General features: G+C 60.3%; 11 protein-coding genes. All 11 read right to left on the bottom strand.

Features of this window, described 5'->3' with window-relative positions:
- Positions 1-121 precede the first annotated feature (121 nt).
- The 11 genes from H7B90_RS27915 to H7B90_RS27865 all read right to left on the bottom strand — a co-directional run bounded on the left by H7B90_RS27915 (position 122) and on the right by H7B90_RS27865 (position 12,296).
- On the bottom strand, positions 122-1,780 hold the full coding sequence (locus tag H7B90_RS27915) for a helix-turn-helix domain-containing protein (protein WP_311772824.1): 1,659 nt from the start codon (positions 1,778-1,780) through the stop codon (positions 122-124).
- A gap of 226 nt (positions 1,781-2,006) precedes the next feature.
- A complete protein-coding gene (locus H7B90_RS27910) occupies positions 2,007-2,630 on the bottom strand; it encodes a response regulator transcription factor (RefSeq protein ID WP_185139184.1) in 624 nt (207 codons plus the stop codon).
- Positions 2,615-4,921, bottom strand: coding sequence for a sensor histidine kinase (locus H7B90_RS27905; RefSeq protein WP_185139183.1), 2,307 nt, complete (start codon positions 4,919-4,921; stop codon positions 2,615-2,617). The genes H7B90_RS27910 and H7B90_RS27905 overlap by 16 nt, the downstream gene beginning before the upstream one ends.
- Positions 4,922-4,963: 42 nt before the next feature.
- A complete protein-coding gene (locus tag H7B90_RS33520; RefSeq protein WP_185139182.1) occupies positions 4,964-5,767 on the bottom strand; it encodes a CPBP family intramembrane glutamic endopeptidase in 804 nt (267 codons plus the stop codon).
- A gap of 154 nt (positions 5,768-5,921) precedes the next feature.
- Positions 5,922-6,767 carry an alkaline phosphatase family protein gene (locus tag H7B90_RS27895; RefSeq protein WP_260411280.1) on the bottom strand — a complete coding sequence of 282 codons (846 nt, stop codon included), beginning with the start codon at positions 6,765-6,767 and terminating at the stop codon, positions 5,922-5,924.
- Positions 6,767-7,561 (bottom strand): DeoR/GlpR family DNA-binding transcription regulator, encoded by a 795-nt coding sequence (locus H7B90_RS27890; protein ID WP_185139181.1) that lies wholly within the window; start codon positions 7,559-7,561, stop codon positions 6,767-6,769. The genes H7B90_RS27895 and H7B90_RS27890 overlap by 1 nt, the downstream gene beginning before the upstream one ends.
- A 2-nt stretch (positions 7,562-7,563) precedes the next feature.
- Positions 7,564-8,616: an ABC transporter ATP-binding protein gene (locus H7B90_RS27885; RefSeq protein WP_185139180.1), complete on the bottom strand. Its 1,053-nt coding sequence runs from the start codon at positions 8,614-8,616 to the stop codon at positions 7,564-7,566.
- Positions 8,613-9,416 carry an ABC transporter permease gene (locus tag H7B90_RS27880; RefSeq protein WP_185139179.1) on the bottom strand — a complete coding sequence of 268 codons (804 nt, stop codon included), beginning with the start codon at positions 9,414-9,416 and terminating at the stop codon, positions 8,613-8,615. The genes H7B90_RS27885 and H7B90_RS27880 overlap by 4 nt, the downstream gene beginning before the upstream one ends.
- Positions 9,416-10,360, bottom strand: a complete 945-nt coding sequence (locus H7B90_RS27875) for an ABC transporter permease (protein WP_185139178.1) — start codon at positions 10,358-10,360, stop codon at positions 9,416-9,418. The genes H7B90_RS27880 and H7B90_RS27875 overlap by 1 nt, the downstream gene beginning before the upstream one ends.
- Positions 10,361-10,470: 110 nt before the next feature.
- Positions 10,471-11,574, bottom strand: coding sequence for an ABC transporter substrate-binding protein (locus H7B90_RS27870; protein ID WP_185139177.1), 1,104 nt, complete (start codon positions 11,572-11,574; stop codon positions 10,471-10,473).
- 221 nt (positions 11,575-11,795) lie between these two features.
- Positions 11,796-12,296 carry a hypothetical protein gene (locus tag H7B90_RS27865; protein WP_185139176.1) on the bottom strand — a complete coding sequence of 167 codons (501 nt, stop codon included), beginning with the start codon at positions 12,294-12,296 and terminating at the stop codon, positions 11,796-11,798.
- Between the last annotated feature and the right edge of the window lie 943 nt (positions 12,297-13,239).

Genomic DNA, 13,239 nt, shown 5'->3' with positions numbered 1-13,239 from the left:
TTTCCCTATACGATCCCTGCGATCGAGATGGTGATTATGAAAATCATTCTCATTTACTCCATCTATTATAGAGAGGCATGGGCGGGCGGGCCATGCCTTTTTGTTCGGAAAAGGGCTTGGACTATTGATCGCCGGCGAACAGGGCGACGGCCCGGCGAAGCTGCAGGCGAATCGAGATCGGATTGTAGGGAATCCAGTCGTCTACCTCGAGAAAATGCGTTTGATGACGTTGAACGGCGGGCAGCTCGTCCCAGTAGGAGGAGTGGAACACCGATTCGGAATGCGCGACGGAGCCTCTCGCATCCGGGAAGACGATCGACAGAATCCGATCTCCCGCGAACTCCCCGAGCCGGGAGAGCTCGATCGGGAGAGAATGGAATCGCTCCCCGTGCCTCTCCATCTCCCGCCGGATTCCGGCAGGAGGGCGCAAGCCGAGAGCGTAATACATGACGTACCCGACATTGCGCGCTCCGTAGACGAGCAGCTGGTCCGGCTTGACGACGAGAATCGTGACGGTCTCGCCCGCGACTGCGATTCGCCGCATCCGCTCGCGGGCCGCCGACTCCTCCCGCTCGAATTCGGCCAACCACCTCTCCGCCCGGTCGCTCCGGCCGACCAACCGCGCAATCTGCCGAAGATGCTCCTTCCATCCCATCTCCATCCAGGAGACGTCCGCGACCGGCGCTACTTCCCGCAGCCGCCCGGGGTTCAAGCCCAGATGGCTCAAGTGGTCGCCCGCCGCGATAATGAGATCGACGCCGTTGTCCCGCATGACCGACTTCGCTTCTTCAAGCGGACGGCCGGCGCCCACGAACTTCATCGCCTCCGGCGGCCGCAGGCCGTCCGCGTTCACGTATTCGGCGCTGTCCGAGACGAGGACGGCCGGCTCCAAGCCGAGCAGCTGGAGATGGCTGGCGTAGGGCGAGAGCCAGACGGCGACGCGCCGGATCGAGCCGGGGTCGAAGCCCGAAGGCGGCGCTCCCGTCTGCTGCTTGAACCGGCGGCTGAGATAAAATTCGTCCTTGTAGCCGACCTTCTGCGCGATCTCGCGGAGAGTGCCCGATCCGTTGAGCAGCAGCTCCTTGGCCCGGTTCACGCGAAGCCGCGACAAGTATTCGTTGGGCGAGAAGCCGGTCCGCTGCTTGAAGAGAATGGAGTAGTGCGACCGGCTTACGCCGGCGATCTCGGCCAGCCTCTCCCGGGTGATTTTCTCCTGGTAATGGTTCTCCATATAAGCGATGCTGCGTTCCATCGACGGCTGCTCGTTCGCCTCGTGCCCGGACGGCTGCCTCTCCAGCAAGCGGAGAACGACCTGGTGGAACGCGATCTGATTGCGCACGTGCCGGGCTTCGTTCTCGGGCGACCGGTGGATATAGAGCTCCTCCAGGCAGGCGACGATCGCGGGCTCGCGAGGGAAGAACAGGACGCTTGAGCCGGAGACCGCCTCGCTGCTCCTCGTTAAGGCGGCCGAGCTCGCTCCCCTCGGAGGGTCCATGGCTGCGATCGCCAGCTTGTAGGCGTGCAGCCGGCGAGGCCGGCTCGCGATCAGAGCGGCGCGGCTTCGAGGCGGAAGAAGAACGGCGCTGCCTTCCGTCAGCTCGTAGCTCTTATCTCCGACCTTCAGCATTCCCTCGCCCCCGGCGATCGCGATCAGGACGGTCAGCTCCTCGTCGATGGCGTGCATCGGCCGGTTCGATGAGCCGTATAGCGACTGAATGCGGTCAGCCGCGTATAGCGGGAATCGGGACTCCTCCCATTCCGGGATCTGTGAGTGGCTCACGGCCAAAGCCTCCATTGTGCAAGATCATTCAAACGCCTCTACTCCCTCATAATGCCTCATCGATCGCGCGCTGTCATTCTCTTCGTTCAAAAAAAACGAAGACCGACCTCATTCCAGTTTCGATGGGGGGAAAGGCGGCTAACGAATTCAGGAGACGCGGTTTCGCCGAATTTCGGCATTTTTTCGATCTAACGAATCGTATTTCGCGACATCGCTCGCGGGATGCTCAATCGTCGTCGCCCCAGCCGAGAATCCCCCGCTCGTACCCTCTGACGACGGCGCCGATCCGCGTCTTCGCGCCCAGCTTCTGGTTGATGGACGCCAGGTGATACTCCACCGTCCTCTGGCTGACGCCCATCTCCTCGGCAATCTCCTTATTCGTCTTCTCCTTGGCGATCGCCTTCAGCACCTCCCGCTCCGTCGGAGTCAGCTTGTCCGGCTGGGGCCTGGCGTACTTCTCCGTTACGAGCACATGGCCGGACAGGCTCATCTGGATCGCGTTGATGATCTGGCCGTACGTGGCCTGCTTGGACAGGAACGCGCTTGCGCCCGCCTCGTACGCCTTCCGGTAAAATTCCTCGTAGTCGTAGCCGGACAGGATAACGATCTTCAGCTTGCTTCCGTACTCCCGCTTGAGCCGAATCGTCAACTCGAACCCGTCTATGTGGGGCATGGAGATATCCATGATGACGACGTCGGGCTCGTATCGGGGAAGCTCCTTCAGCAGCTCGCGCGGATCGGTGAACGCGGCGACGACCTGGATGTCCGATTCCTCCTGCAGGCGGTTCTTGAGCCCTTCCATCACCAGATAATGATCGTCCAGCAAGACGACCTTCACGCTAGACTCCATCTCTCCATCTCCCCCTCTCTCGCCGGCAATCGGATCGCGATCTCCGTCCCCTTGCCCGGCGCGGAACGAAGCTCCCACTCCCCGCCGAGGTAGCCGATCTGGCTGCTGACGGAGACGAGCCCCAGATGCGCCGGCTCCTTGCCGTCTTCCCGAAGATGAAGCGCGGCCGGATCGAAGCCTCGTCCGTTATCCTTCACCGCGCAACGAATCCCGCCCCCCGGCTCCTTCCCGAGACGGATCTCGAGCCGGGTCGCTTCCGCGTGTTTGAGCGCGTTATGGGTCAGCTCCCGAACGATCCGGAACAGATTGTGCTTCACGATCGGATCCATGGGCTCCAACGTCTCTTGGTCGCAGATCAGCTCCGTCTGGAGCGCGCCTCTCTCGCCGACCGCCCGCAGCAGCCAGAGGAGCGACTCTCTCAGCCCCGATTTATCGACGATGTGCGGATACAGGTCGTCGCAGAACAGGCGGATATCCCGCTGGGAATCATAGACGCATCGGAGCCACGCCCCTATTCGCTGCGCCTCCACCTTGCCTTGATCGGCCAGATCCTCCAGATCCCGGGAGAGGAAGATGAGATTCTGCAGAATCTGATCGTGGAGAAAATGAGACGTGCGAATCCGCTCCGACTGCTGCGCTTCGAGCAGAATCCGGTTCGTCTTCTTGATATCGCTGACGTCCCGTTCGAACCGAACGTTCTGCGCTTGGGTCCGCAGATACTCCTTCCTTAAGTCGGCGAGCTGTCGGGCGTTCGACAACAGCCGCAGCGCCTCCAGCCGGATACCGTCGACCAGACGCCGTTCTTCCATGGTGAAGAGAGAGGCGTTCCGCTTCGGTCCTATGCACAGGAAGCCGAACGCCGAAGCTTCCTCCTGCTCGAACGGGACGACGCAGCCGAAGCCGAAGCGCTTCTCCAGCTCTTCCGGGTCCAGCCGGTTCGCCTCCTGGATCTCCTGCAAGCTATCCAGGTTCTCGTAAATGCCCGTTCCCTGCGCGAGAGATTGCGTTCCATCCCGCCAGACGATGCACACGCCTTCGACGTCGATCGCGCTGTGGACGACTTCCCCCAGCATGCGCAGAATATCCCGGACGTTCTGCTGTTCCGCAAGACGGATCGAGAGCTTCAGCTTCTGCCGCTCCAGCCACTCCTTGCGCCGCTCCGCTCCCCGCGCCGACCATTGCAGACATCGGCGATAAGCGTACGTCAAGAGGACGAACAGACCGAATGCATAGATAGGCCCTAGCGGCCGCGCGGTCCAGAAGAGGACGAATACGCTCCCGAAGTAGGCGCCGTGGATCAGGAGCCGGGAGATGTACACCTGCATATCCAGCAAGCTGCGCCTTCCCAGCACATACAGCAGGGTGCCCGACAAGGGGACGAGTCCGATCAGGGAATACTCCGCGGATAGAATGTAGCTCTCCCCCAGCAGATCGGGAATCGCGTAGAGGAATACGTAGGGAAGCAAGCTGAGCAGCACGCCGGCGGCAAGCACCAGCGCATGGTTCCTCTCGACGCGGCCGAGCTTCTTCCAATAGAGCGTCACGATAGAGACGATCAGGAGCAAGGCGAACATGAACACAAGATGAACGGTCTCCCGGATAAAGGCCGGGAGCTCGTCTCCGGTCACGGCATAGACGGCATACAGCGAGAAGCCGACGCAGAATACCCGGTATGCAGCCAGCAACCGGCTCGCCGGGGGAGGCGGCGCCCGCAAGACGAGCTCCATGCAGATCGACAGCAGCAAATAAGGCAACCAGATAGAGGCTATCATCAGAATGAAGTCGGACAGCAGCATCTCCGTCGAGTTTAAAGTCAGGATCGCATACGCCATGACCAGGTTCAAGACGAAAAAACGGCGAACGAGGCGGGAAGCGCCGTTCTTGCGAACAGCCAGCACGCCGAAGCCGATCAGCACTCCTTCCAAAACCAGGGAGAACGCCGCTTGATACAAGTCGACGGGCTCCGTCCGGATAACCAGCTCATGCCTGGAACCGTCCGATCGTTCCAGAACGACGGACCGGGCCCGCAGCAAGGACGTCTTCTCCTGGCCGGATAAGCGTTCCGGAGCCGGTACTCCGTCGATGGTCGACACTTTATCTCCGGGCGCCGCCTGCTGCTCGCCCGCTTGGCCCGAAGGATCGACCCTGTCTACCCGCCATTCCCCGCCTTCATGCTTCAATACCATTCCGATGTACGGGTACCGGATCGAATAGGCGTGGATGAAGACGGCCATCCCTGCGAAGGCGAGGACCAAGAGGAACGCCGGAATCCGCCCGATTCTCGAGAACAACGTCAACAGAACCTCCCTGAGCGTCCATGCCGCTCCGATCGGTCACACGCCGACCAGATAGAGGGTGATGGCGCCCCACAGCATGTTGATGAAAAGATGGAATATAATCGCTACGTAAATATTTTTCCGCAGCTTGATCAGGATCTCGCAGGGGATGATGAGGGCAAGCGGGATGAACGCCCAATTCATAGGCGCCTGCCACATATGATAGAACTGGAACAGAACGCTGATGACGAGCCAGTCGTATCTCAGAGCCCCGACCTTCCGAAGCAGATACCCGCGGAAATAAATCTCTTCCCCGATGAAATTCCCGATGAGTCCGATAACGAGCAGCGGCCACGGGAAGTCGTAGTAACCTTGGTTGTAGATGTGCCATTCGCCCATATGCAGCGCCGGAATCCCGTCCAGCCATTCGTTCAGCGGAGGGAACACGTACTTCATGTACGGCAGGGACAGAGCCGTGAACAGCACGGTAATGACCGGCAGCACGAGCAGCAATCCCTTGGCATCCGGCCGGGTAAATCCCAGATAGCGAAGGGAATCTCGGAAGCTCAGCCTATCCTTATACCTTAGCATCAATAGAGGGAAAAGAATATGCCAGCCGGAGGCCATTAACGCCAAAATCGCGAATTGAAGATAGTGGCTGGACAACCCCGTCCACGATGCGAGCGTCTCCCGCAGCGGATAGATCAGCACGTACATCAGAACGCCGGGGAAGACGGCGAGCGACAAGTACCACAGAATTTGCCCCCGCGACTTCGCCTCGTGCTTGCGAAGGAACGCCTCGTACTCGGGATCGGACTTGTGGAAAAAGGAGGAAAGCTTGCGGATCGTCGGATTACGCACTTCCATTCACCTCGTGTTATCGTTTGTCGATCTCCACGATAACACGGGCGTTCGAGGTCGGAATCCGTAGTTCACGCAACCTTGTTGCGGAAACGCGCAACGGTGCCGGCCGTACAAAAATAAAAAACCGGCATCTCTGCCGTTTGACGGTTTGTCAGAACCAAAGCCTGGCCATCGCCGCCGAAGGCTCAAGCCCCAGCAGGCGGCACAGGAACGAGGCCATGCCCAGCTGCGGCAGCGGCTCCCGCCGGTTATCTCCCGGAGAGGGCGTTAAGTCGCGCTCTCCGATCACGTACAAGGGAACGAGCCGCTCCGCTTCGTCCGTTCCCCCGTGCTGCCCGCTCGCGTTCATGCCGTGATCGGAGGTGACGACGACGCGGTAGCCCGCGGACACCCACAGCGGCACCAGCTGGGCCAGGAGGTGGTCCGCGATCCGTACGGCGCCTTCATATTGCTTGCTCTCGCCGCCGAACTTGTGCCCGGCGTCGTCGATATTCATGGAGTGTACGTAGAGAAAATGCGGGTCGTAGGCGGAACGCAGATGCTCCGCGTCCGCGAACAGATGGCTGTCCGGATAGTGGTCCTCGAAGTAGAAGATCCCGTGCCGGATCGGCTTCGTCCCGTCGTGCAGATGACGGTCGGCCGCCGGGTTGAACGGAGCCGACACGTACAGCTCGCTGACCCAGTGATAAGCCGCGGCCGCCGTGCGGAGCCCCGCTTCCGAAGCCAGATGGAACACGCTGCGCTCCCGGCTCAGCCGGACGACCTGATTGCTCGTGATTCCGTTCTCGCAAGCCGGAACGCCGGTCAGCAGCACTTCGTAGAGTGGCCGGGACAGGCTCGGCAGCTCCGACAGGACGGAATAGCAGATCGCCCGCTCCTTCTCGACCAGATGCTCCAGGTAGCCGAGCCAGCGGCGGGCCGCGTCGTAACGCAGTCCGTCCAGCACGACGACGGCCAGCTTCTTCTCTTGCCGCTCTCCCATTCCCGCAACGTCCATTATGAGTTCCCCCTCGCTTCGATCCATTGGATATGGTGACTCTTCAGAACGGCCGTCCAATCCTTGGGCGGCGGCGAATTGCTTACGATCGCGTTCACGCTGCGAATGGGGGCGATCTCGACGAACGCTTCCTTGTCGAACTTGGAGTCGTCGGCGAGCACGATCGTCTGGGCCGCCGCCTCCATCATTCGTCTCGACACAAGCGTCTCGTTCAGATCGTAATCGCTGATTCCCCGCTTCATCGACAGCCCGCCGACGGAGACGAGCGCCTTGTCGACCCGGAACTGGGCCATCATCTGCTCCCCGAGCGTGCCGGACAGCGACTGCTGCTCGGGGTTCAGCTGTCCGCCGATCACGATGATCTGGCCGGAGAACCTCCCCTCGTTCAGCGATTCCATCAGATGGTAGGCGACCGCGATCGAATTCGTCAGCACCGTCAGCCGCTCCACTTCGGCGATCGCCTTGGCCAGCTCGAGCGTCGTCGTGCCGACGTCGATCGCGATCGTGTCGCCGGAGGCGATAAGCGCCGCGGCCCGGCTGCCGATCAGCGCCTTCTCCTTCGCCCGGACCTGCTGCCGGAGCAAATACGGCGGCTCGTAGCTCGTCCGCTTCTCCAGAATAGCCCCGCCGTACACCCGCTTCGCCTGCCCGGCTTCTTCCAGCTGCAGCAGGTCGCGCCGGACCGTCTCTTCGGACACCGCGCACCGCAAGGACAGGTCGGACACCTTCACTTGCCCTTCCAGCCGCAGCCGTTCGAGAATGATCTTCTTCCGCTGCTCCGACGAGATCGACATCGTTACGCTCCCTCCAGCTCCAGCAGTTGGGACGGATCCAGAGCGAGCTTGACGGCTCCTCGGCCCGCTCCTCCCCATGGCGACTGCCCGTCGTTCAGCTTGTCGACCGTCAGCCTGACGCCTTCCGCGCTTACGAAGTAGCGGATGACGTTGCCGAGCACGTGGACGTTGTCGACCGTCGCCGCGACGATTCTTCTCGTATTCGCGGGGGCTGCCTCTTGGTCCTGTCCGCCCCCCTCCGGCAGCAGCTTCACCGACTCCGGACGAAGCGCGAAGCTCGCGGCCGCGCCGATGCCGTCCCCGAACAGCTTCGCCGCCTCCTCGCGGGCGAGCACGTTGTAGCTGCCGATGAACCGGGCGACGAACTCCGTGCGCGGCGACGCGTAGATCGTCTCCGGCGTTCCGTCCTGCACGATGCGACCCTCGTTCATCACGCAGATGCGGTCGGACATCGTCAGCGCCTCCTCTTGATCGTGCGTCACGAAGAGGGTCGTCATGTTCATCCGCTTCTGGATCTCGCGAATCTCCGTCCGCAGGCTTCTGCGGATCTTGGCATCGAGGGCGCTGAGCGGCTCGTCGAGCAGAAGCACCTTCGGCTGCACGGCCAGCGACCGGGCGAGCGCGACCCGCTGCTGCTGCCCGCCGGACAGCTGCTGCGGATAGTCGTCGCGCTTCGGCTCCAGATCGATGAGCGCGAGCAGCTCCTCGCACCGCCTCGCCCGCTCCTTCGCGCCGATTCCGCGCATCCGGAGCCCGTATTCGATGTTGCCCGCGACCGTCAAGTTCGGGAACAGCGCGTAGGACTGGAACACCATGCCGACCTCGCGGTTGCGCGGCGACATATCCGTAATCTCCTGCTCATTCAGGCGAATGCGCCCGCCGTCCAGCTCCGTCAATCCGGCGATGCAGCGAAGCAGCGTGCTCTTGCCGCAGCCCGAGGGGCCGAGCAGCGTCACGAGCTCCCCTTCCCGGATCGACAGGTCGACGCCGTCCAGGACGGCCGCTCCGCCGAACCGTTTCGTTATGCCTCGCAGTTCCAAATAAGACGCGCTCATCCGCGCACCTCCCCGCTCATTTTTTTGCCAAGCTTCATAAGAACCATAGAGATCGCTAGGATAAATAGGAAATAAGTAATCGCGATCGCGCTGGCGAGGTGTCCGCTCTCCCCGACCCGCCGATACAGATACACTTGAATCGTCTGAATGTGGCCGCCGACGAGCATGTTCGTCAGCACGAATTCGCCGAACAGCACCGAGAAGCTGAGCAAGGTCGACACCATCACGCCCGGCCATATGTTCGGCAGAATAATCGTCACGAACGCCCGGACCCGCCGCGCGCCGAGCAATTCGGCGGCGTTCAGCAGCTCGACGGCGGAGACGGTGAGCAGGCTGTTGCGAATCCCCTGGTACATGTAGGGCAGGATGACGACGAAGTAAGCGCCGATCAGCAGGTAAGCCGTGCCGGCCAGGTCGAACGGCTGCGACGAATACGTGCGGATGAGGCCGACGGCGGCTACGACGCCGGGCACCGCGTAGGGCAGCACGACGAGTCCCTTCATGAGCGTCTCCCATCTCGGCAGATAGACCGTGATGACGAAGACGGCCGGCAGCATGACGACAAGACTTAGCGCTACGCTGATGAGGCACAGATAGAGCGACGTCCACAGCGCTTCGACGAATCGGATATCTTCGAACATGCTGCCGACCCATTCGAGCGTCCACCCTTGCGGCAGCACCGTCGTCTGCCACTCCGTCGCGAAGGCGTACAGGAACGTGGCGAGCAGCGGCAGCAGCAGATAGACCATGAGCAGCAGCATCAGGACGCGGTGCGTCCAACCCGCTTGTCTGGTCTCCATTATCGGAGCGCCTCCTTCGGAAGGGCGGCCGCTTGGCCGTCCGGCGAATATCGTTGGCGTCGGCGCTTGCCGTCCGGCTTCGGCGCCGACGCGGCGTTGGCCGTGAACCGAAGCGAGCGCTTCGCCATGAAGTGGTTCAGGCAGACGGCCAGCAGCGTGGACAGCGCGAGCAGAACCGCCAGCGCGCTGCCGAGCTCCGGCTGGTTCACGATATCGCCGGCGACCAGGGAACCGATGCGGATGGCGAGCAGGTTGTAATTGCCGCCGACAAGCGCGTACGCCGTGGCGTAAGCTCCCATCGCGTTGGCGAACAGAATGCCGAGCGTTCCGAAGATGGAGGGCGTAAGAAGCGGCAGACCGACCGTTCTCCAGAACTGCCAGCGGGTCGCGCCGAGCAGCGAAGCCGCTTCCCGCCATTGGTCGCGAATGCCGTAGAACGACGGATACAGCAGGAGCAGGGCCAGCGGCACCTGGAAGTAGACGTAGACGAGCACGAGGCCGGACCAGCTGTACAGGTTGAAGCCGCCGAATACGCTCCAGCCCCATTGCTTGAACAGCAGCGTGAACACGCCGTTGCTGCCCAGCAGAATAATATAGGCGAAGGCGAGCGGCACGCCCGCGAAGTTCGAGGTCATGTTGGACAGCAGCAGGAGCCGGTCCCGGATCTTCGGCGCGAACCGCGAGATGGAATAGGCGCAGACGAGCCCGGCCGCGATGCCGGCGAGGCTGGACCAGGCCGAGATCAAGAGGCTGTTTTTGATAGCTTGCAAATAGAAGGGGCTGTGGAAAATCTTATCGTAATGCTGGAGCGTCAAGCCGGAACCGCCCGCCTTGGAGAAGCTGCTCGTCACCATCGCCAGAACCGGCACGAACTGGAACGCCAGCACCATGACGGCGAAGGGGACGAGTCCGAGCAGCAGCATCCAGCGGCCTCTGAGCTTCATGCCTCCACTCTCCCTGATCCTGTGGAATAGAACGGGCGCCCCCGACGCATGGACGAAGGCGCACCGTGTAACCGTGTAGACTAATTAGGCTTCGCGCGCGACCGATTCGCTTAGTTGATGTGAACGAGAACGCGGTTCTGCCATTGCTCCGGAATCGACTTCGACGTCTCTTCCCACGCCTTGTAATCGCCGACCGGCTTGGCGTTCGCGTATTCGTCCTTCGGCAGAAGCTTCGCCTGCACGTCGTCCGGAAGCTTCACGCTGTCGCGAATCGGCCGGGCGTAGCCCTTCGCCAGGTTGATCTGGCCCTCGTCGCTGAGAATATATTCCCGCGTCAGCTTGGCCGCGTTCGGATGCGGGGCGTACTTGTTGAGGATCGTCGCGTACCCGCTCACGACGCTTCCTTCCTTCGGGATGGCGACGGCGTATTGGTCTTTGCCGAGCTGGTCGCTGTAGTTCAGGGCGTTGAAGTCCCACAGCAGCGTAACCGGCACTTCGCCCTTCTCGATGTTGGCCAGCGACGCCTCGACGTTGGCGATGCGCCCTTGCTTCGCGAGGTCTTCGAAAAACGCGAGGCCCGGCTCGATGTTTTTCTCGTCGCCTCCGAAGGCGATGGCCGCGGCCAGCACCGCCATCTGGGCTTGCGCCGCCTTGGTGACGTCTCCGACGACGATTTTGTAATCGCCGTTCTTCAGGTCCTCCCAGCTCTTGGGCGGGTTCTGAACGAGCTTCGTATTCGTCATGAACGCGATCGTGCCTTGATAGCCGACGATCCAATGGCCGTCCTTATCCTTCGCCCACTCCGGAACCTCGTCCCAGTACGAGGTCTTGTACGGCTGCGTGACGCCCTTGTCGACCGCGACCGGCCCGAACGCGATGCCGACGTCGCCGATGTCCGCGGTAGGCTTGTCCTTCTCCGCTTCGAACTTGGCGATCTCCTCGGCGCTGGACATATCCGTGTCGGTATGGTCGAGACCGTACTTCGTCTTCATGTCCGCCCAGGTGTCCTTCCAGTTGGCCCACGTATCCGGCATGCCGACGCTGACGACGGAGCCTTCCGTCTTCGCGTTCGCTTCGATCTCGGTCAGCGACAGCTCCTTGCCGCTTCCGTTCGCGGCATTGTCATTCTTCGAGTTGCCGCAAGCCGACGCCACCAACAGGAACGACGCCAGCATCAGCGCCGCCACTCCGCGTTTCTTCGACCCAACGTTCATCAATTTCTCCAGTCCCCCGTTCTGATCATGTGGGATGTGTCCCGATTCTTGTTGTTTATTGCCTACTGTCACTATAAAGTTGATCTATTTGCGCCCGATTAACGTCAGTGACATAGTTTGTAAAAATGACAAAGGAAAGCAGGAAAAACCCCGCCCTTCATGCGGGCGGGGTTCCTGTGTCCTATCGACGGCTGCGGATGGCGTGCCGACCGAATCCGGGTTTACCGGCGGTCCGTCTCCGATCCCAGCGGGATATCGTAAAGGCGAATCGCCGTCTCCAAGGAATGATGGAGCTGGCGGACCGTCGCGAACGCGGGCTCCAGACTCTCCTCGATTCCATCGATGAATAGATCCATATGCCATTTCAGCGTCGTTCCAAGCTGCCTTCCCATAGGACTTGCCGGCGGAAGAGCGAAGGGTCTGAGCTGAACCTTCGTTCCGCTCCGCGCGCAGTCCCGGACAAACCAGCTTAGAAACTCGATGGATTGCAGGCTGTCCCGAGAATAGTCGAAGGCTATCTCGAACTGGAGCAGCACTTCCTGCTTCAGCCCGCCGTCGGTACGCAGCAGGGCGGCATGAGGAAGATGGGCGCATGAGCTGGAACCAAGCATCTCCCGATCGATCGGCTCTAGGTTTTCGACTCCGCTCTCAACAGCTGTTATTCCTCTTAGCCTAAGAAGCGTGTCGTGAAATCGTTCAATATCGATGGGATAACGGCTCATGTTCTTCTCCTTGTGAATACGGCGTCATTTGGTTACCTATCCGTATTATAGCAAAATCCAATCCTCTCTACCGGCTTCAAGGATAATTGCATGGTGAGAATGACGTTCCCCATCCTGTACTCAACTCCCAACTCGATTAATTGGATTCTATTAAAGATTCCGAGAGATAGACGAATCGGCAGTTGAAAAATCATCGGTTAATCCCAAAGTCGGTTACGCATCCAACCTTGTCGGCAATCCAAACCGAGCGAATAATTCGAAATCTATGAAGTTATGGAGGTGCGTAAGCTTACCGTTACGAATCTTGAGAACTTGGATGCCCCACGGGGTCAAGTCCCCCTCGCGTCCAGATGGCGCATATTGCGCAAAAACGGGACAACCTTTAGCCCGGACCGGCAACAGCCGGGAACCTGCGCAGTGATTGCGTGTCTCTTGGTAAGGTTAGGCAGCCCGATTCGTTCCAATTTTAACATATAGAGATTATTTTATTTCTTCCGAATGGCTACTATTCCGTCTTTAACTAGCGGCTCGTGTCGAAGCATCTTTGCATGCTCCGCAAGACTCTAAAAGCAAAAAAACTCAACGAATAAAATTCGAAGAGTTTGGATTGGAAGTATGGTGCGGTCGAGAGGACTCGAACCTCCACGGGGGGTTAGCCCACTGGAACCTGAAACTTGCGCGCTAAAGGGAAGCAAGCGGAAAGTATGTCCCTTTAGGGGAACCAAAAAACTGCGAAAAGCCTTATATTATCAAGGGTTTCGGCGTTTTCCATCGCCTTTTCCTAGAGCCACAAGGAGTCTCGGAAAATCATCAAAAAGTGACCGAAATTGCACGTTTGAGAGAACTCGGAGAGAACGACACTCGAATCAGCCCTGCTCCACTACCATCGACAAATTTTAGTGGAGCAAACAACTATATAATTTTTATCCTGAATTTCGAAAGC

This window comes from Cohnella xylanilytica, from assembly GCF_014212175.1.
Taxonomy (GTDB): domain Bacteria; phylum Bacillota; class Bacilli; order Paenibacillales; family Paenibacillaceae; genus Cohnella; species Cohnella xylanilytica.
This window is presented reverse-complemented; position numbering and strand designations above follow the sequence as displayed.